We start from the raw sequence: 19,954 nt of genomic DNA on the forward strand, positions 1-19,954 counted from the left end.
AGGTGTTTGAATCTGTTACTCGCAAGGCCATCTGCAAGATCCCTAGCCATTAAGGTATCGCCTTGCGCTGATTGGAGCCCCATCAGTCAACAACACTCAATTCGTCGGCTCTGCAACGCAGTTTAGTCGGCGTACAGCCAAGAGAAGCGTGATCTCTCACAACCCCTTCAGTAAGCCTTTAAAGAATCTACAACCAAAGATGTTGACTCCAGTTGCGCGATGGCGCATCTTTATATTACCCTACGTAACCAACTCATGATTACGTAGATGTTTTTACAATCTGAAGACGACTCTACATCTTCTCAAAATTAAATGCTTGTTTTTCTAAATAGAAAAACAATCCGCGAAATTGTATTCTCTTCTTTTTAGTGGGGCCGAACTGTGACGAAAATTGCGGTCATCGATGGCATACCGGACTTGGAGTGTGAGGTCTTCTCGGGCGCCTCAATTGACATCGAACGATCAATGATACCTGAAGGTTTCGAGCTGCCCGACCGACACGGAACCGAGATTTTCAGCCTCATATTCGGCACAAAAGATACGGTCTTGCTCGATTACGATGTGCAGGGCCTTTGTCTTCCCATTTTTTTTTCCAATAGAGAAGGGCAATCAGCACGAGCAGCATCTCAAGTAGATATAGCACGCGCGCTCACAATTGCTGCTGAGAGGTCTGCGGACATTGTCAACGTAAGCGCGGGACAAAAATCTTCAACGAACGAAGGTGGTCGGCACCTTGAAGACGCTTTAATACTTTGCCAGAAGCGACGTATTCTAGTTGTGGCTGCTGCTGGCAACGATGGATGCGCGTGCTTGCATGTACCCGCGGCCGTACCAACAGTACTTGCCGTGGGCGCGATGAATGATGTTGGTCTACCCCTAGATACCAGCAATTGGGGCGACAGCTATTCTGACAACGGTATTCTCGCTCCCGGCGCAGATCTCGAAGTGATCGGCCCTAAGAACCAGAAATCAAATCGCTCCGGGACGAGCTATGCCGCTGCTGTGGTGTCGAAGGTTGCAGGGCATTTACTTGGCACTGCTAAGAGCGCCGGCTATGACTTGGACCCCCTCAATATCCGGTCGATCCTTCTGGAAACCGCAGATCCTTGTCACGCGGACACGGACCTTAACTGCCAGCGGGTGCTTGCCGGACGGTTAAACGTGGAGGCTGCGCTAGCGCGTCTTCATGAGCTTGGCAGTACACGCGCTTCAATATCTGACGATGAAGTTTGTCATGTGCAATCTGCAAAAGACAGGGAGAAATTAGCGATGCAAGAGACAGCAGGTTCAGCAACTTTAACCTCACCTTTTGATGGTCGCGATGCCACCACTTCGGTTCAATTATCGGCCGGTGCCGATAAATCGACCGTCAGTGCTGAGCAACCTTCATCATATCCTGGAAACGCACCCATCGCTGGAGCCCCTCCCCTGCGCACGGAGGTGGCCAGCCAGAACTACGTGAATCAGTCTGCTTGCAGTTGCGGTGCCGATGAGGAAACAGTGACCAAATCCACTGTTGAACAGTCGAAATGTAGCTGCGGCTGTAGCGGCAAACAGCCTCCGCAGATTGTATATGTTCTTGGCGCACTTTGGTTCGATTTTGGAACTGAGGCACGCTACGATGCGATAGTTCAGGCGATGGGTGATTCCGTCGCCGCGAACACGCCATCTGAACTCTTCGATTTTCTCAGCAACAATTTGGAATACGCGTCTGGGATCACGTTCATCCTGATGCAGGATCAAATCCCGCTCTACGCTATACAACCTTCGGGTCCGTTTGCTCTCGACGCTTACCGAGGAATACTGGACGGTCTAAAGTCGTCACTAAAGACACCTGGTGACATGCAGAGGGTAGCGATCCCCGGCCTTACGGCAGGCACCACACGCCTTATGAATGGCATGGTTTTGCCTATCTTGTACCCGGATCTGCGAGGAATGTCACAATGGCTCGCTCCCGAACTCGTCAAGGCAGCCAAGTTGGCGGCAAATGTTGAAGAAATTGACGAAGACCCGATCTTCAATTTCCTCATGCGCGTATACGACGAGCTCCGGAACATGGGAATGAGTCCGGAAGATCGCGCTATCAATTTCGCTGCGACAAATGCTTACCAAGCTGCAACAGCATTTGGAGACGCTCTTGCTCGAAACATGGAGCTTCTAGGCATCGATGTAAAAAAGAGCCCGATTTGTCGACCCGACTCGGATTGTTGGGATGTGCAGTTGCAAATGTTTGATCCCGAGAACGAGCGCCGCGCTGGGAGGGTCTATCGCTACACAGTTGATGTTAGCGAGACGTTGCCAGTCACGGTCGGCCCGATGAGGGCGTGGTCCGCCCCATTGCGTGGCATTTTGTGAATTGCGCGAATTGGGAGGTTGGTGTCGGCAACGGCATCTTCTTCACAATAGGTGTTGATCTTACAGATCAACGAAATTGGTACCGTCTTCAACCGGTGCCAATTCATCGAGAAGGAGACCTGAGATATGAAATCACCTATTCAAGCAAAGCCTAGCCCCCGTGGACTGAGCAAACTGCCGGCTGCTGTATTGCAACTTGGCTGTTGTCACCCAACCCCTCCTGGAGTTCCTTGTGTAATTTCAAGTCCATTCTGCTGACAGAACTTGCGGGCAGCAGTCGATCCCTGCTGCCCGTTGAAATTGCTACAACACATCCGGTGTAATGAAGAGGGAGACTTCCTTATGAAATCGCCAATTCAATCAGCGCCTGCAAAGCGAAATCCTGATGCAAATGCCGCGACACTGGCGGTAAAGCAGCTCAGCCAATGCGGTTGTCCAAATCTTTGCCTTGGAGCATGCGCCTTTGGTCATTGTCAGGGCATCTGCGTATGACCGATTTACCATATCCACGATTACCCTTGTAGGGTACCTGAACTATTCAGAGGAGGTAACATGAAGACCCCCATACAATCCACGCCTGCCTTACGCGGTCTTTCACAGATAAGTGCGATACACGCCGTGAGGCAGAGCGGATGCAATCCGATTGAGTGTGCAGGAGCAATCCTTACGTGCGGTGCCGCATGTATAAGTGGAATCGGCACTGCTGCCTGCATCTCTTGTCTCGGCCCAGCTTACCTCAGCTGCAAAGACTGCTTCTGAACATTTGGAACCGTAGCGTTGGCACGTCAAATTGTTCTGGCGCTACGACCAACAATTCGCCGGTCACTAAATAGAAAAATGCCGACTTGAGCATACTGCGTTATCGCCCCGCTCTTGCCAGCTGTGCTTCTCGGAGAATTCTGCAATGCGAAATGTCCCACACCAAGCTCCGCCATGTCCGCGGGAGTTCATGCAGCTCATTGTTGGGCGAGAGTGGATACCGGAAGTTTATGAAAATCAGCTCAGCAGACAGTTCCCTACAGACTTGTTCAAACGACTCGAGCCTATGCTCGAAAAAAGAAAGAGTACGTCAACTTCGAATAAAGGTGCTCGCCCCAAAAAAAGAAAGGTAAAAAATCCTTGTTTGCTTCAATTAACTACATTTTCCACCTAAAAGAGATGCTGTCATCAGATTTTCTCTGGATTTCCGCGCGATAAAATCCTTGAAATATTTCGCGGTAAGCGCCGTTTGCTTGCGGTACGATAGCACGAAGGTCTGCAGTGCATGAGTAGCGGGACGCAGTAGCTTTCAGACAATTCCTGCGCCCTGTTGGCTTTTGGTTATTCTTGAAAGGCTGAGCTACTCCCACTTGTCGGACAACCTCCTGCACAATTTAAGCTACTTTCTGCGCCTGCTGATCGGGTTGATGTTGTCAAGGAGCCGCCCCTTGCTTTGCATTAAAGTTCGAACATTCGACCGCTCAGCTGGAGTACTTGGAAAGACGCTCGACCGGTTTGCTGGAAAAGTGGCTGACCGAGCTCGAGGCCTTGCTCGAATTGCCCAGTGCGCCGGGCTCTTCAAGCAGATCGGTGGAAAGGCTCAGCAAAGTCGAAGGCGATCTCTAGTGCGTCTGTCCCAAGGTATCACGAAAGGACGTATCGTTGACGAATTGGAGCGTTAGTGCTGGGCCGAATGCGATCTTGTGTTGAAATCGAACTCGAGGTCAGCTCAACTAGCAATCAAAGTCTGACCGCCCGCATCGGAGCAGTAGACATCCAACAACAACCTTTGAAATTGCTCGGTGGTGACCAAGTTGACGCAATCATGGAAAACCTACCAAGAAGAAACAGCTAATTTTTTAGATCTATCGGGCATAATGCGGATACTGATGTTAATTTCCAAGGAACTAGAACATCACATGACATCGACGTTCTCGTAACATTTAAGCACATTGGTTTTGACGTTACCTGGATTGTTGAGTGTAAGTGCTGGAATACTCCAGTAAATAAGTTGCACGTTTTAGCGCTTCGAACGATGGTCTCCGACGTGGGAGCTGATCGAGGCATCATAATCGCAGAGTCGGGTTTTCAGTCGGGAGCCATTGAAGCTGCTCACCTGACAAACATCCAAGTAACCTCTTTGAAAGACCTGCAGTCCCAAGTATCTCAAGATGTATTCGAGTTGCGATTAAGAATTTTAAACGAAAGAATATCAAAACTAAATTGTCTATACTACGACATGCCGAAAGCAAAACGAATTGAAGTCGGCCTTAGACAGGACACCGGCGCGCCAAGTTACTCCGGCGGCGTTATTATTCTGTTTTGCCAGGACCTGTTTTCAGCCGCATTCTTGAATAAATTCCCTATCTATCCGCTTAACTTCGGCCATTCACTTGGCGTTCCAATTCCCGATCTAATCCAGAACAAAGAAGAACTTCAGACTTTTGTCACTCCAATTATTGATGATCTGGAAAAAAGGCTTGAAAGCCTTCGTAGTACAATCTCATGAACTTTTCGACACGGAGGGGAAAGAGAAATTCAACAGGAGGCTCCTTGAGTTAGCTCCGAACAAACTCGCCTAATTGTCAAACTTAAGAATCAGTGGATTCCCTCGGAATGGCAAATCCTCTACAGTGTGAGTCGCCCGGTTGAATTGCTTCATCAATTGCAACCGGATTATTTCAAGAAACATGCAGTTGGTGACGTGGACCATCACATTCAAATATGCGGCGAAAAAGTCCGTCTAACACCAGTATTCTATGCTTACTGGCATTTTGCTGCCGAGCGACAGAATATATTCTTTCGCCGCATCTCGGGCGCAAACATCAATCCTCTCACCGAAGATAAGATATTAAGATCATTTAAGTTCACGAACAGCTATCGTGCGTCCGACCGGGTAAGCCAATACCTGATACGTCGAGTAATTTATGACCGCGAGGCATCCACTGACCCTGCTGACACATTTTTTCGAACAATTCTTTTCAAATTATTCAACAAAATCGAGACTTGGCAAATGCTCGAGCGCGAGATCGGGCACCTCTGCCTGGCTAGCTACGAGTATGAAGCCTTCGACAATATTCTGACTTCAGCCTTGGAGTCGGGGGAAAGAATTTACTCCGCAGCGTACATTATGCCGTCGGCGGGGCGCATTTTCGGCAAGCGATACAAGCATCAAAACCATTTGAAACTACTCGAGCACATGATTGCTGAGCTTTTCCCTGAACGCATTGCCTCGGCGGCTACAATGGCTGATGCGTTTGGCATAATATCCGAAGCGCCCTCAATCGGCCCATTTCTAGCCTATCAGTTTATTACCGATCTCAATTATGGCCCGCTCACGGACTTTTCGGAGATGGATTTTGTGGTGGCGGGACCAGGTGCTCTGGACGGCATTAGTAAGTGTTTCGAAAATGGTGAAAAACTCGATCCCGTTGCAATCATAAGCTACATGGCAGATCATCAAGAGGAGTGGTTTGACAACTTGGAGATTCCGTTTGCCTCGCTTTGGGGACGGACACTTCAATTGATCGACTGCCAGAACTTATTTTGTGAAATCTCAAAATACGCTCGAGTGGCATTTCCGGAAGTTCAAGGTATTTCCGGACGGACACGTATCAAGCAGAAGTACTCGTCAAGTGGTCGACCACCGCAGCCTTGGTATCCTCCCAAATGGGGTATCAACGATGAAATTGATCCTGCGCTCAATCAGCCTGTCACGATATCAGAAGAGGCGAGAGCAGTACAGTACACGCTGTTTTGACTACGAACGACTGAGGTCTTAAACGCGATTATCCTCCCTTCCCACATCATGTCTTGAAGCGGCGCAGCTGATCTAACACTGTATTTTCCATGCTCAGTTTCCGTCAGATCAAGCGCCGAGAAGAACTCTGTGGTTGGTTCATCAATATTTAGCGAATGAAGTATCGCCCTTTTGGCCGCATAGTGTTTAGCCAAGCGAACAGTGTCCGAATCTGAAAGCCGCTCGCACTCGGCTTTTGTCAGCGCAGACCTCGCCTTTGCCTGGTAATTTTCATCGAATTCTGCAAGTGGTATCGCGTAAGATCCAATGCCCGCGACCGCACCGACAAGATCAATATAGACCTCAGGTCGAAAAGTTATTTCTCTGTTTTCAAGATTCAGCGCGACGGTACCTTGGCCGTGTTCTGCCAACTGCCGATAAATCCGGTAGCCGTCTCTTATTGCTGCCTTCCATTCTTCGAAGGAATTTTTCTCGACTTCCAAGCCTTTCACATATCGCGCAATGAGCTTGAAGAACGATAGTGGAATATCAACGTCGTCGGTGAACATCGGACGATTTTTAGGCGCTATATTGGGGTGAACAATTGCAGCAATGTCATTCCCCTCCGAATGGATCACCTTCAGAAGTGCTTCTTCTACAATTTTTGCGCGTGCACCGTCCTCAACTTCGTCAATCTTCGGATTGCTCGGATCTTTACGTTTTCTTTTCATCAAGCCACGAAACACAGGGGACCATCCAAGATGTGCAATATTTGCCAAATGAAGCACATCGTGGAACCGGTAACCATCTTCCTCATAGGCATTGTCGGTTAGATCATCGCCGAATTGACGGCCATTCAAATACATTCGTGATCGGCCTTGGCCCACTGTCAGGAACTTTACTTCAAAGAAACGTGGAAACCTCTGAGATTCCGGGCTGTTCTCGTCATGAAGTGGAGTTGGCTTTGTCGTGGGGCGCCTCAACTGGGCCTTCTGAATGTTCTCTGCGGCAACTTCGTCCAACGATATCTTGTAAACGGTTGCAATCGCGGCCAAATGCCAAGCAATCTCTCCGAGAATATCCAATACCTTCCGATCTTGGACTTGATCATGCAAACGCCGTTCTGACTCCGGCAACAGGAGCCGCATGAGCTGAGCACCGAGTTGCATCAGTACAGCAAGACATATCTCGACGAGCTCATCTGATTTAGTTCTGGCGGTTAAATAAGCTATTTTTTGAAAATCTGCGAAGGTGCGGCGCTTCTTTGAAGGAAACATCTCAGCTTGCCTGCGAAATTCCTCCAGAGAGGTTTCATCGAGCTGCTCGATAAAAAATGCGGTATTGGGATCATCCCCTTGAAGTTGATCAAGTAAATTCTGGAGCTGTTGTGCGAGTATATTTTCCTGTGAACCTTCCTCTTGCGTTGCCAGAGCGAAGCAGTACCAGATAACATCGCCGAGTTCTTCTTTTAGTTCATGCCGTGTGAGAATGCCTTCAGTCGTATCGCGTTGCCCACCTTCTCCGAGTTTTTGTTTCTTCACCGCCGAAATGACGGAACCTATTTCGCTGACGAGCCCATAAATAGAGATCCTTCGGTGGTCCTCTGATGACCGCCCTTTAAATTGATCGGTTTCAGCAACCCGCTTCGCGTAGCGTGCAATCAGCATGTCATGCGTTCCCTACTGGCTCTAGAGGATCTCGGAATTTCAAACTGGATCAGTGGCATGATCGCGAACCCAATCTGCGGGCTCCGAGAGAAAGCCTCGCTCTGGCAAACTGCCAATCCATGCTTGGATTTCCGCCTTTTGATCGTCGGTGTAATTGCATCGTTCCGCCTGAAAAGACGGAATTAAACAGCTAAGCTCGCCTGGGAAAAAGGGGCCAGCGCCACCCCAGTAGGCGTATTCTCGACTAATCAACACTCGGTCGGTTGTGCTCGTGTCTCGTTCAAGGTTGCCACTTCCAAGCCCGATACCATCGGAATGGAAGGAAAAGGCTTGCACCCATCCATCACCGTCGTCTTCACGATGGTAGATGTTATCGCCATACCAAACCATGAGGCTAGATCCGGCGACTGGCCGTTTGACGGCGTACTGCGGATCGTTCCAATACTCATCGAAGGTAATTATGTCGTCTACGCGCATCCAATAAACGACGCGTCCTTCAAGCCCGACTTCCTTAGAGGCAGACCCGAATCCGATTATTATATCGCCTACGTCGACACGTTTCCGGATACGGGGCTTGCAGCAAGCAAGCGTACAAATCCCCCAGAATGGGTTCGGAGCGAAACCCTTATCATGCTGCACGACATAGGTGTGAATCCTCATGAAGACCTCAGCATTTATTGTGGGTAGTTTCGTGCGACGCTGAGCTCCCGCCACGAGTTGACTGAAAAGTCTCAGGCGCTTCCGAGTTTAGCGCCTGGGACAATTCCTTCGCATCCCAAGGAATTTGTTTGGCTCCATATTTCTGAACCGCGGGATGCATGTCCTCCGAGTCCATCTCTTCAGCCCAAATGCCAATGGCTCCAAAGCCGCAGTTAACCAGGCCTTTCATCCCTTCTTCGAGATGATCGTCACCCGAAAGATCATCATCGAGAAGGACTATGACATGATCAAAGTCGCTCGGATTGATTGATCCGTTCGCTATCTCGGCTGGCGTAGCAAACGTCAAAGAAGCCGCCTTCACGCCGGCATCGCTGAGCAACTTGCTAACTGACGCCTTATTGGGCTTACGACCGGCCGCGTGGATGATCAAAATGCTCAATCCCTTACCGGAAGACCCGGCCGTTGCTTCGTCACTCATGAACCGCACTCCTTCTCGCTAGAATCAGACAAAAAGTTCGCTGCACCGAACATATGCAACTTATATTCGCTTTTCAAGTACCCTATGTACCGATATACCGAACGAAAATTTCGCGAAGGAGAACCGCAGTGATCGAGCGACTGGGAGACAAGATCAGACGCTTAAGAAAGGAAAAAAGACTAACGCTAGAAGGGCTCGCTGCCGCTACAGGATCAAGTAAGAGCTATATCTGGGAGCTAGAAAATCGGGACTCCGCTCCTAGACCTTCTGCGGAAAAACTCTTTAAGATCGCCGACGTCCTAGGTACCACGGTCGAACTTCTTTTAGATGAGTCCGGAAAACTCAACGAAGAAGACGCGGTTGACGCGCACTTCTATCGAAAATATCGAGAGATGCAGCCGGAAACAAAGGCCAGAATTCGCCGGATGATCGACCTTTGGGATGATGACGCATGAAACAGAATTGGTCAGTTCATCGATGGGCTAATCAACTAACGAAACTTTTGGACGTTGTTCGAGCAGACGACCGGTATCCAGTTCGGGTTGCCGAAGTCGCAATAGAGTATTCCCGACAAGTTTTTCCAGATAGTCCAATCAAATTGGTCAAAGGGGCCGATTTGCCCGGCTTCGAGGGAGGTCTTTTTCCCGCTCCGAAGGGTAAGGGCAAAGGATGGGCGATTTTATACAATAATTCCGTCCAATCTACCGGCCGTGTTAACTTCACCCTCGGCCACGAATTAGGCCACTATCTTGCCCATCGAACAAAATTTCCCCAGGGCATCCAGTGTGACCCGAAGGCTTTGATGAGTTGGAACAGCGAATACGCTAAAGTAGAATCTGAGGCCAACGCGTTCGCTGCGGGGTTATTGATGCCGCTCCACGATTTTCGTCAACAGATTGCAGCGGACGTCCAACCTTCACTCGATGACATTGGCAGTTGCGCTTCCCGTTACGATGTCTCTCTGCTCGCAGCTACTCTTCGTTGGCTGGAATATACAGACCGCAGAGCTGTGCTTGTTGTTTCTCGTGATGGGTTCGTGAAGTGGGCACGATCAAGTGAAGCGGCATTGCAGACAGGGGCATTTTTCCGTACCAGAAATGTTCCCCCGGTACCTGTTCCTGCAAACTCACTTGCTGCTACCGCTGACGCGCTTTTCGGAAAAAACCAGTCGATCGATTGCGATGCTACCGTATGGTTTGGCGAACCTGCTCGCGAGCAGGTGCTGCAGTCTGACCGTTTTGATTTTACAATCTCCTTAATACATCTGAACAACCGGCCTAGTGTTCGAGATTTTGGCGAGACGCTGGCCGAACACGACACGTTTGACCAATTCCTACCGCGCAAACGCGGGCTCTTCGGTGATAGCTAAACACTGATATGATTGTGTCCTTGGAATTGAGTTCCTCAACCGGATCGAGCGATTGTCCTTCCGACTTCATGCGGAAGTTCTGCAATTGGGACCCTGTTCCCAGGTCGCGATCGCCACGCTGCGTTCTGTCTGCGCAGCCGCGACCTTGAACGCAGCAGTTACCTACTGCGTGCACCAGCCTGGGAACGTCATCGGAGACCAACCGCCAGCGGGTATCGCAGGTCGAGCTGGGCGAGCCGGGCGAGCTGGTCTGGCAGGTCTCGCAGGCCGAGCCGCGCGGGCTGCGCGGGCAGGTCTCGCAGGCCGCGAAGACGAGGTAACCCCATCACCAGGATGCCATCCGACCGGTCTACCGGCTTGGTCCAGGAGGGTAGTACCCCGAAGTGGGCCGAGCCAATTTCCCGTCTCGGCCGACCACAAATGCCCCCCTGAAACGTAGGCAAGCCAGCTCATTTGCGTATCAAATAGGTGCGCCGCATTGTTGTCGAGCCATGCAATAAGTTCCATATTGCGATCAAAAATACTGATCATAAGGGTTCCTATTCGTCCTCGAGTTCATCTTAGTTTTTGTCGCCGTCAATGCGCAACCACCCACGGATACGTCAGTCAGTAGGTTATATCGCGACAACTGCTTGGTCTACCAAAGCAGGCTCTAAATCGTTTTCTCTCAAGGCGTTATCGCTGAGTTTATCTCACCATTACTGATGCGCAGCTCCTTCGCTCAGAATGTCCAGATAGGCTCGGTAGGCAAAAACACGACCACGCTTACGGCCTGTGACTTCCTCCACCAACCCGAGCGATTGCAACTGCGCAAGGGCAGCGTTGACCGTTGGCATCGCAAGCCCGCTTTGCGCGGCGGCTGCGGTCGCAGTCAAGAATGGGCGCGTTCGCATCAGATCGTGGACCTGGAGCACCGAACCGGTCCGGTCCGCTTCTGCGACGATCCGCTCGCGGTTCTCGCTCAAAAGAGCAGCAATCCGGTTCGCGGTTTCGAAAGCCTGATTGGCAGTATCCGCCACACCATCCAGGAAGAATTCGAGCCAGGCCTCCCAGGCGCCGCGTTCGCGCACTTCCTGCAAAAGGCGGTAATAATCTGAACGGTGGGTTTTCAGGTAGAGCGAGAGATAGAGGAGCGGCTGCTGTAGGACACCCTCGGCGCAGAGAAACAGCGTAATCAACAGACGGCCTAGTCTGCCGTTGCCATCCAGGAACGGATGGATCGTCTCGAATTGCACATGGAGCAAGCCCGCCTTGATGAGCGGCGGAATGTCCTGAGTTTCAGAATGAAGAAAGCGCTCCCAATCGCCGAGGCAGTTCATCACCTCATTTGGAGGTGGGGGAACAAACATTGCATTGCCTGGACGCGTTCCGCCAATCCAGTTTTGGGAGCTGCGAAATTCACCAGGGTTTTGTGTAGCACCTCGGCCGCTGTCAAGCAGCCTTCCGTGCATCTCGCGAATAAGGCGAAGGGAAATTGGTAACGTGGCCATCCGATCAAGGCCGTACATCATGGCATCGACGTAGTTGGAAACCTCTCGAATGTCATCTAGCGGTGCACCGGCGACAGCTTCCGTTTCAAACCGCAAGAGATCGGACAGCGTCGATTGTGTACCTTCGATCTGCGAGGACAAAACCGCTTCCTTGCGGACGTACATATAGAGAAAGAGTTCCTTGTTCGGCAGAAGCACGGAAACTCCATCGAGTCGCCCCAATGCTCGCTCCGCAGCGCTCATGCGTGTCAGTAGGTTCGAAAGGTCGATGGGCGGCTCCGGCGGCAATGGCGGGGGCACAAAGGCGCGCACGTTCTCACCGGCTACCGAAGTTTCGACAAACCTGCCTAAGCGTCCATCAAATTCGCGGGTTTCAGGCACGACAATGGCTCCTGGGCGTTAAGTACGTAGATTTAAATAACGGAGCCCGTTAATTAAAGAAACAGCGATTTTGTTAAATAAGCGCCATCGCTAATTAAATTGATGAAAATAACGCTCCTTGTAATGGAACGCCTTCAGATGGCTTATGCGCATCGCACTCGAGGAGTTTAGTTGGATTGAATTCCGCTGCAGCTACTCGCTCAAAATCTGGTCACGCTCTGATCGCAAGGCCTCGTTGAGTTCGAGATTGCGATAGACCCTTTTGCAAAGGTCCTGATAGCCGGCCCAATAGCCATGGTCATTTACCTGTTTTTCAAAACTAGACGGTTGCCACCAATCTGAAAACCAGGATGACGAGCGGGCCTGCTTGACTGCAAGAAGGGGATTAAGATCTCCATGTATGAGCTGAACAAATGACTCCGGCTCCAAGAGATACCCGGAAGAGTCCAACCGCCTATAGTCCGCACTCAGCTTTCTGCATGTGTTTGAGAAACTGACTTGATCATATTCACCCGAGCCGCCGACCACTTCGCTTAGATTCAGCGTGGTTTTGAAGATTTGGCATGTGAACCCGTCATGCATCGTAACAATCGCCACGTTGCCTTCTCTCGCCATGCTTCGGATAAATGCAATTCTCTTCGGGCGCTGCTTTGCGAGCGTTTCCGCTAGTTTCACGCCATACGAGTACAAGTCATGCACTTCAAAAGGGTGCCCTTCGCCATGCTTGAGCCAGTCCGGCCGAACATTCAGATATTTGGCGACACGGTCGGAAAGCTCGAAAGGTGGATAAGCGCTCCCTCCAAAGACTCGTTCTAATTGCTCTGCTGTCTCTTCCGAAACAGCTTCAGCGACTTTCGAGACAGATATTTTCGCATGGACCGCATCATTGATCTGCGCAAGCGCCCATTTGTACCTAGCTGAAACGCTGGACAAAAACGTCTCTTCTAACCGGGCAACGATTTCAGCGTTCATGGAGCGATTGCTGAGTTTTGCTGCCTCGGCGATTTGATCGCGCATGCCGTCCGGCAGGCGAACGACAAATTGATCTTTATCTTTGGCTTTGGTCTGGCTCGTCATGGCCTGTTGATACTCGCAAAGTGCTATACAGAAAATACTAGCACAATGCGATCTTTCTGGCATATGGTGCACCTGCAGATAGCACAATGCTACTAGTTAGGAGAGCATCAAATGAATAAACAAAACTGGCCCAGGATCCTCGTGCGACTGCCTGTTGAAACCAAGCAATTTTTAGAGTGGGAAACCCAGAAGAACGCCTCCTCGTTGAACAGCGAAATCGTGCGATGCATCCGGCATCGAATGGAGGAACTCGGTAGATCCACTCACTCCGCAACCAAGTCTTCTCGGACCTCTCGCTAAGGGAGCCGTTCAATTGAGCTCACCAGTTGTCCTCCGCAAAGCCAAAGCAGCCGAAGAATGGGTGTCCATATTCGTTGTGTGGCGCCACTCCTACCTATTCCGTTCAAGGGAAAGGCTGAAATGAATCTGGAAACCCCAAAACAAGCCGCTGAACGCACAATCTTCACCGAGAAACGCATCCGCGCCTGGATCAGCCAGGGCAAGATCCGGCACGTGAGGATCGATGGGAGCCTGTTCCTTCCAGAAGGAGCAATTGAAGAGTTGATTGAACGAAACACGATTGAGCCATGCCAAGACCCGCAGACCCACCAAAACTCAAAAAGCGCAAGAATCGGCCATTCTACTTCATTGTCTTCCACGATCCCGAGACTGGAAAAAGACGTGAGTGTTCAACAGGTACTTCGAACCGTGACGAAGCTGAGGAAAAGCTCGAAGACTTCCTGAGGGATAGGCGTACCCAACGAACAGGGCGCCCCGTTCCGCCGCACAAAATGAAGATTGCTCAAACGTTGGACGACTACGCAAACTTCAAAATGGGAAAGAAAGCGGCAGAACGCTTGAGCTACTCGTTATCCAATCTCCTTACCTTCTGGCAGGATAAAACCGTTGATCAGATCAACCCGGAGACGGTCGAGCAGTATTGGAGGTCGAGTTCTCGCAAGCGGTCGACCTGCCGCCGCGAGCTCACGGACCTGAGGTCCGCAGTCAATCATTCAATCCGAATGAACCGCTTGCAGGAGTTTCGCTTTCCCGAACTTCCTAAGGACGGCAAACCCAGGAAGCGGTGGCTGACACAGTCCGAGTATGTCCGCCTGTTTTGGGCTGCTGGCGACGAGTACCGAAGCAAATTCACTTTGCGGCTGTTTCTGATGATTGCCTATTACACGGGAGCCCGTAAGAACGCGATCATGGAACTGGAATGGGCGCAAATCGATTTCGACGCCGGGATGCTGAATTTCAACAAGGACGGGGCGGAGTTCGATGAGGAAGATGATTCAGAGGGTGGCAAACCCCGATCTTACATCCCTATGCCGCCGGAGCTATCGCGGCACCTGAAACGCAGGTTCGACCTTTATGGCGGCAAGACCCCCTTCGTCTTTCATCAAAAACACGACCCGACCAGACGCGTCAAAAGCATCGACAAAGGCTTTCGGCAAGCTGCCAAAAAAGCAGGTTTGAAGCAGGTCACCCCGCACACCCTTCGCCATACCCGTGTGAGTCTTCTGGTTCAGGCGGGCGAGAAGATCTCCGACGTCTCAGAGTACATGGCGATGAGCTTCCAGACCCTGGAGAAGGTCTATTCCCATTTCAACAACGACCATATTCGGGAAATGGCGCAGCGATTGGGACGTTCGCGAAATGCTCGCGGAACCAATTCCACGGAACGAGAAATCCGGGAAAAATCGGAAAATTCTGAGAACATCGACAATCGAGAAATCGCATGAATTCAATATCTTACGGGTTTACACAATCCTCCGAAGGCAGAGGTCACAGGTTCGAATCCTGTCGGGTGCGCCATTTTTCTGACTTTCAGTATCGAAATCTGCCGTAGAGCATTGGCTCGCTGCGATGGGCGTTTTTGCCTTTCTTTGAACACCCTTCCCGACCTGAATTTCAAAGCGACCAAATCGGGCGCTCAGAGGACCGGCCTGGGCAGGCAGGCTGCGGGATATTTTTGCGAAAGGACGGCTTTCTGTTCGTGGGCGGGGCCTGAGGGCACTTTTCAGCCCGTTTGCGGTTGACTGAAACGCAAACAGCCCCGGTGGTAACCGGGGCTGCGCAGGTTGATAAGTTGGAAAAGGCCTGGACCTAGAACTCCAGGGCGCGGTCGCCGTGGGCGTCCTTGATGCGGGTCGGCAGGCCGATGCGGTTGAGGATACCGAGGAAGGGATGCGGCGGCAGTTCTTCCACGTTGGCCATCTTCTTCACGTCCCATTCGCCGGTGGCGATCAGCATGGCGGCCGCGACCGGCGGAACGCCGGCGGTGTAGGAAATGCCCTGGCTGCCGACTTCCTCATAAGCTTCCTTGTGGTCGGCAACATTGTAGATGAACACCTCGTGCTCCTTGCCGTCCTTGGTGCCTTTCACGAAATCACCGATGCAGGTCTTGCCGGTGTATTCAGGCGCCAGCGAAGACGGATCCGGCAGACATGCCTTGACCACCTTCAGCGGTACGACTTCCAGTCCTTCGGCCGTCTTGACCGACTGTTCAGACAGAAGGCCGATGTTTTTCAGAACGGTGAAGACGTTGATGTAGTGCTCGCCGAAGCCCATCCAGAACCGGACGTCCGCACCGTCCATGTTCTTTGCCAGGGAATGCACTTCGTCGTGGCCGCACAGATAGGCCATGCGCTTGCCGACCACCGGCAGGTCATATTCCTTGCCGATCTCGAACATCTTGTTTTCCTGCCACTTGCCCTGCTGCCAGGAATAGACCGTGCCGGTGAACTCCCGGAAGTTGATCTCCGGATCAAAGTTGGTGGCGAAATAGCGCTGGTGGCTGCCGGCGTTGATGTCGACGATATCGACCTCAGTCACCTTGTCGAGATAGTCGTCCTTGGCAAGGCGGGCATAGGCGTTGACGACGCCCGGGTCGAAACCGGCGCCCAGAATGGCGGTGACGCCCTTGGCGGCGCATTCCTCGGTCCGTTTCCATTCGTAGTTGCCATACCAGGGCGGGGTCTCGCAGATCTTGCCCGGCTCTTCGTGAATGGCCGTGTCGATATAGGCCGCTCCCGTCTCCAGACAGGCGCTGAGGACGGACATGTTCAGGAAGGCGGTGCCTACATTGATGACGATCTGCGCACCTGTTTTGCGGATCAGCGCACTGGTGGCGGCAATGTCCAGAGCGTTGAGTTCGTGTCCTTCCAGAACACCCGGCTGCTTCAGCGCCTTCTTGGCATGCACGGTTGCGATGATGTCGTCGCATTTGGATTTGGTGCGCGAGGCGATATGTATATCGCCGAGAACATCATTGTTCTGAGCGCACTTATGCGCCACCACCTGGGCGACACCTCCGGCGCCGATGATGAGAACAGTCTTTTTCATTTGATAAAGATACCTTCCTTGGACCTTGGGGGTGTTCGGGGTTCAAGTCTCAAGACAGACTTTGCTCGTAGTCCTGGTATGAAAACTCACGAGCAACGTGGACTGTTCCGTCCACTTCCTTGACCGCAATCGCGGGCATTTTCACGCCATTAAACCAGTTTTTCTTGACCATCGTGTAACCCGCCGCATCCTGAATGGAAACCCGGTCACCGGTCTTGAGTTCGGCAGGGAAGTTGAACTCGCCGAATATGTCGCCGGCAAGGCAGGACTTGCCACAGATCATGTAGCTGTGCGGCCCTTCGTTGGGGGTCACCTTCGCGGTCTCGCGGTAAATCAGCAGATCGAGCATATGAGCTTCGATGGACGCATCGACAATAGCCAGATTCTTGCCGTTGAAGAGCGTGTCCAGCACCGTTGTCTCCAGTGTGGTCGACCGGGTGATCGAGGCTTCGCCCGGTTCCAGGTAGACCTGAACGCCGTATTTTTCGGCGAAGGCCTTGAGGCGGTCGGCGAAGAGGTCGAGTGGGTAGTCGTCCCCCGTGAAATGAATACCGCCCCCCAGGCTGACCCATTCCGCCCGGCTCAAAAGCCCGCCGAACTTTTCCTCGATATCGCCAAGCATGCGGTCGAACAGCGCAAAATCGGCATTTTCGCAGTTGTTGTGGATCATGAAACCGCTGATCCGGTCCATGACCTTTTCAATCTTGGCGACGTCCCATTCTCCGAGGCGGGAGAAAGGCCGGGCCGGGTCGGCAAGGTCGAAACTGGAGGAGCTGACCATCGGGTTGAGGCGCAGCCCGCGCACGATGCCTGCGGATTTGTCCGCGAACCGTTCCAGCTGGCTGATGGAATTGAAGATGATCTTGTCGGCATGGGAGATCACTTCATCGATCTCGTAGTCGGCATAGGCCACGGAATAGGCGTGGGTTTCCTTGCCGAAGCGCTCATGCCCCAGCCGGACTTCGTTCAGCGAAGACGAAGTGGTGCCGTCCATGTACTCGCGCATGAAGTCGAATACACACCAGGTCGCAAAGCACTTGAGCGCCAGCAGGGCCTTTGCGCCAGACCGCTCTCGAACGTAGGCGATCTTCTCCATGTTGCGGAGCAGCTTCGCCTTGTCGATCAGATAGTAGGGTGTCTCGATCATCTGGTTCCGTCGCCGTCGTTGCCTGCGACCGGTTCGGGCCGCGCGGACAGGTGATTGGGAGCGATTTCCGGTTGCCCGGTTGTCCGGACCGGCCGGTTCGCCACAAGGCGTTCCAGCTTCGCTGTCGGCGTGACGGATACCGTCTCCATGCAGGACCTTGCAAGGGCCCGAGGCGTCTTTCTTTCAACTGCCAGTCAGCCGGTTGAACCGCAATCTCCCGGTTTCACCGAGTTGCTATGCTTTACGTGAATGGAACGCAGAACAGTTATGCAAAAATAGGAGGGAGATTCGTGCTTTCACTCATTGAAATCTTAACTTTCCTCCCGTATTTGTCCGGCAGATCAAATATTCACCAGCCCGCTCAAGAGTTGGGCAAATTCTGGAGGTCGGCATGACCCGGGACGATCTCATTCGCGAATACAAGGCACAGAGCGGCTCCTGGCCGGCGCTTGTCGGCGTTTACGCCGTTATCGTGGGTGCGATGGCTCTTTCCGGCTACCTGATGGTCGGCTGATCCCGCACGCCTGACGAAAAGTCGGCAGAGTTTCAATCACCCCCGGAGCGACCTCCGGGGGTGATTGCATTTTGAGGCAAGCAAACCGCCTGCGATCAGACGTCGGCGGCTTCGCCAATGGCATCGGTGCCACGCTCTTCCAGAAGCGTCGTCAGCCAGTTCGGATCCATTTCGGGAACCGAAGACAGCAGCAGATCCGTGTAGGGATGATGCGGCGGCGTGAACATCTCGTCCTTTGGCCCCTGCTCCACCACCTTGCCGCGCTGCATCACCACAACCTCGTCCGCGATGGAGCGCACCGTCGCCAGGTCATGGGTAATGAACATGTAGGCCAGGTTGAACTCCTGCTGCAGCCGATCGAGCAGCTTCAGGATACCTTCCGCCACGAGCTGGTCGAGCGCGCTCGTTACCTCGTCGCAGATGATGAAGGCCGGATCGGCCGCCAGGGCCCTGGCAATGCCCACACGCTGTTTCTGGCCGCCGGAAAGCTCCGGCGGATAACGATTGTAGAATTTTGACGGGTCCAGCTCGATCAGGTCCAAAAGCTCGTCGACACGGTTTTTCAGTTTCGCGCCGTGCAGCCCGCCATAGAACTGGGCAGGCCGGCCGATGATCTCGCTGATCCTGATCTTCGGGTTCAGTGCGGTATCGGCCATCTGGTAGATCATCTGCGCCTGGCGAAGCTGATCCTTGCTGCGATCCTGATAGCGCGGCGGCAACGGCTCGCCCTTGAACAGGATCTGCCCCTTGGTGGGCGGCAGCAGACCGGTGATGCAGCGCGCAGTCGTTGACTTGCCGGAACCGGATTCGCCGACAACCGCAACCGTCATGCCCGGATAGATGTCGAAGGAGACATCGTCCAGCACCTTGGTCTTGCCGTAGGCCGCATCAATTCCCTGCACGGAAACGATCGGAATGGCACCTGCCTCGGTCGGCCGCTGCTTCTGCGGCCGCTGGAAGCTGCGGACGGCCCAAAGGCTCTTGGTGTAGTCCTCCTTGGGAGACCCGAGCATCTGCTCGGTCGGCGCCTCCTCGACTTCCTCGCCCTTGAGCAGCACCTTGATAGTGTCGGCCATCTGCGCCACCACCGCCAGATCGTGCGTGATGTAGATCGCCGCGGTGTTGAACTGGTCGACAATGTCCCGGATCGCCGCCAGAACCTCGATCTGCGTGGTTACGTCCAGCGCGGTGGTCGGCTCATCGAAGATGATGAGATCCGGCCGGCACGCCATGGCCATGGCGGTCATCGCGCGCTGCAGCTGGCCGCCGGAGACCTGGTGGGGATAGCGGAAGCCGATTTCGTTCGGGTTGGGAAGGCGCAGCCGCTCGTACAGCTGCATGGCGTCTTCCTGCGCCTCGACCCGCTTTTGAATGCGGTACTGGATCGGCGCTTCCGTGTGCTGGTCGATAATCCGGTGTGCCGGATTGAACGAGGCAGCAGCCGACTGGGCGACATAGGCGATGCGCGATCCGCGCAACGCGCGGAGATCGCTCTCCGGCGTCGTCGTCAGTTCCATGCCGTCGAACTCGATCGAGCCGCCGGAAATCCGGCAGCCGTCGCGGGCAAAGCCCATGGAGGCGAGGCCGATGGTCGATTTGCCGGCACCCGATTCTCCGATCAGCCCCAACACTTCCCCCTTGTGCAGGGTAAGATTGACGCCATGAACGATCTCGACCCATTTTTCGTCCGAGTATCCCTCGATCCGGAGATCGGTGACCCGAAGCAGTACGTCTTTTTTCGGCACCATTC

The 19,954-nt window shown here is 52.9% G+C and carries 18 protein-coding genes; 8 read left to right on the plus strand and 10 right to left on the minus strand.

Translation table 11 applies throughout. From position 1 onward, the window contains the following. Nucleotides 1-381: 381 nt before the first annotated feature. The 3 genes from ACP90_RS26350 (at nt 382) to ACP90_RS26360 (ending at nt 6,094) form a co-directional block, all read left to right on the plus strand. Complete coding sequence (locus tag ACP90_RS26350) at nt 382-2,355, plus strand: PatA/PatG family cyanobactin maturation protease (RefSeq protein ID WP_062490960.1); 1,974 nt, start codon at nt 382-384, stop codon at nt 2,353-2,355. Nucleotides 2,356-4,201: 1,846 nt separating this feature from the next. Continuing rightward, entirely contained in the window at nt 4,202-4,843 is a 642-nt protein-coding gene (locus ACP90_RS26355; RefSeq protein WP_088665187.1) for a restriction endonuclease, read from the plus strand. Between the two features lie 126 nt (nt 4,844-4,969). Further along, entirely contained in the window at nt 4,970-6,094 is a 1,125-nt protein-coding gene (locus ACP90_RS26360) for a nucleotide kinase domain-containing protein (protein WP_201030433.1), read from the plus strand. Here ACP90_RS26360 and ACP90_RS26365 read toward each other — a convergent pair. The 3 genes from ACP90_RS26365 to ACP90_RS26375 are packed head-to-tail and all read right to left on the minus strand — an operon-like array spanning nt 6,040 to nt 8,878. After that, the gene (locus ACP90_RS26365) at nt 6,040-7,740 is read right to left on the minus strand and encodes a MazG nucleotide pyrophosphohydrolase domain-containing protein (protein ID WP_062490964.1); all 1,701 of its coding nucleotides are present in this window, start codon (nt 7,738-7,740) and stop codon (nt 6,040-6,042) included. The genes ACP90_RS26360 and ACP90_RS26365 overlap by 55 nt on opposite strands. Before the next feature lie 39 nt (nt 7,741-7,779). Continuing rightward, nucleotides 7,780-8,400 (minus strand): hypothetical protein, encoded by a 621-nt coding sequence (locus ACP90_RS26370; RefSeq protein ID WP_062490966.1) that lies wholly within the window; start codon nt 8,398-8,400, stop codon nt 7,780-7,782. Between the two features lie 7 nt (nt 8,401-8,407). Beyond that, nucleotides 8,408-8,878 (minus strand): hypothetical protein, encoded by a 471-nt coding sequence (locus tag ACP90_RS26375; protein ID WP_062490968.1) that lies wholly within the window; start codon nt 8,876-8,878, stop codon nt 8,408-8,410. A 128-nt stretch (nt 8,879-9,006) separates the two neighbouring features. Here ACP90_RS26375 and ACP90_RS26380 point away from each other — a divergent pair, with 128 nt between their 5' ends. Then, complete coding sequence (locus tag ACP90_RS26380; RefSeq protein WP_062490970.1) at nt 9,007-9,333, plus strand: helix-turn-helix transcriptional regulator; 327 nt, start codon at nt 9,007-9,009, stop codon at nt 9,331-9,333. Further along, nucleotides 9,330-10,247 carry an ImmA/IrrE family metallo-endopeptidase gene (locus ACP90_RS26385; RefSeq protein WP_062490972.1) on the plus strand — a complete coding sequence of 306 codons (918 nt, stop codon included), beginning with the start codon at nt 9,330-9,332 and terminating at the stop codon, nt 10,245-10,247. Before ACP90_RS26380 ends, ACP90_RS26385 begins: the two co-directional genes overlap by 4 nt. Nucleotides 10,248-10,435: 188 nt before the next feature. Here ACP90_RS26385 and ACP90_RS28465 read toward each other — a convergent pair whose 3' ends face one another. From ACP90_RS28465 to ACP90_RS26395, 3 genes are all read right to left on the minus strand, one after another. Next, entirely contained in the window at nt 10,436-10,573 is a 138-nt protein-coding gene (locus ACP90_RS28465; protein ID WP_158514222.1) for a hypothetical protein, read from the minus strand. Nucleotides 10,574-10,945: 372 nt separating this feature from the next. Beyond that, nucleotides 10,946-12,118 carry a Fic family protein gene (locus ACP90_RS26390; protein ID WP_082809863.1) on the minus strand — a complete coding sequence of 391 codons (1,173 nt, stop codon included), beginning with the start codon at nt 12,116-12,118 and terminating at the stop codon, nt 10,946-10,948. A gap of 192 nt (nt 12,119-12,310) precedes the next feature. Continuing rightward, nucleotides 12,311-13,195 (minus strand): Arc family DNA-binding protein, encoded by an 885-nt coding sequence (locus tag ACP90_RS26395; protein ID WP_062490976.1) that lies wholly within the window; start codon nt 13,193-13,195, stop codon nt 12,311-12,313. A gap of 420 nt (nt 13,196-13,615) precedes the next feature. On the opposite strand from ACP90_RS26395, the gene ACP90_RS28570 reads away from it, so the two are divergent. Beyond that, complete coding sequence (locus ACP90_RS28570) at nt 13,616-13,939, plus strand: helix-turn-helix domain-containing protein (protein WP_201030434.1); 324 nt, start codon at nt 13,616-13,618, stop codon at nt 13,937-13,939. Nucleotides 13,940-14,004: 65 nt separating this feature from the next. After that, entirely contained in the window at nt 14,005-14,940 is a 936-nt protein-coding gene (locus ACP90_RS26405) for a site-specific integrase (RefSeq protein WP_158514223.1), read from the plus strand. 364 nt (nt 14,941-15,304) lie between these two features. On the opposite strand, the gene ACP90_RS26410 is transcribed toward ACP90_RS26405, so the two are convergent. From ACP90_RS26410 to ACP90_RS28470, 3 genes are read right to left on the minus strand one after another with little or no spacing between them, the layout of a single operon-like run. Then, nucleotides 15,305-16,543, minus strand: coding sequence for a saccharopine dehydrogenase family protein (locus tag ACP90_RS26410; protein WP_062490982.1), 1,239 nt, complete (start codon nt 16,541-16,543; stop codon nt 15,305-15,307). 49 nt (nt 16,544-16,592) lie between these two features. Beyond that, complete coding sequence (nspC, locus tag ACP90_RS26415; protein ID WP_062490984.1) at nt 16,593-17,690, minus strand: carboxynorspermidine decarboxylase; 1,098 nt, start codon at nt 17,688-17,690, stop codon at nt 16,593-16,595. Beyond that, on the minus strand, nt 17,687-17,839 hold the full coding sequence (locus ACP90_RS28470) for a hypothetical protein (RefSeq protein WP_158514224.1): 153 nt from the start codon (nt 17,837-17,839) through the stop codon (nt 17,687-17,689). Before ACP90_RS28470 ends, nspC begins: the two co-directional genes overlap by 4 nt. Nucleotides 17,840-18,081: 242 nt before the next feature. Here ACP90_RS28470 and ACP90_RS28855 point away from each other — a divergent pair, with 242 nt between their 5' ends. After that, a complete protein-coding gene (locus tag ACP90_RS28855; RefSeq protein ID WP_022999159.1) occupies nt 18,082-18,204 on the plus strand; it encodes a hypothetical protein in 123 nt (40 codons plus the stop codon). Between the two features lie 95 nt (nt 18,205-18,299). Here the strand turns inward: ACP90_RS28855 and ACP90_RS26420 are convergent, their stop codons facing one another. Then, a complete protein-coding gene (locus ACP90_RS26420) occupies nt 18,300-19,952 on the minus strand; it encodes an ABC transporter ATP-binding protein (protein ID WP_062490987.1) in 1,653 nt (550 codons plus the stop codon). Between the last annotated feature and the right edge of the window lie 2 nt (nt 19,953-19,954).

The sequence above is a fragment of the Labrenzia sp. CP4 genome, assembly GCF_001579905.1.
GTDB lineage: Bacteria > Pseudomonadota > Alphaproteobacteria > Rhizobiales > Stappiaceae > Roseibium > Roseibium algicola.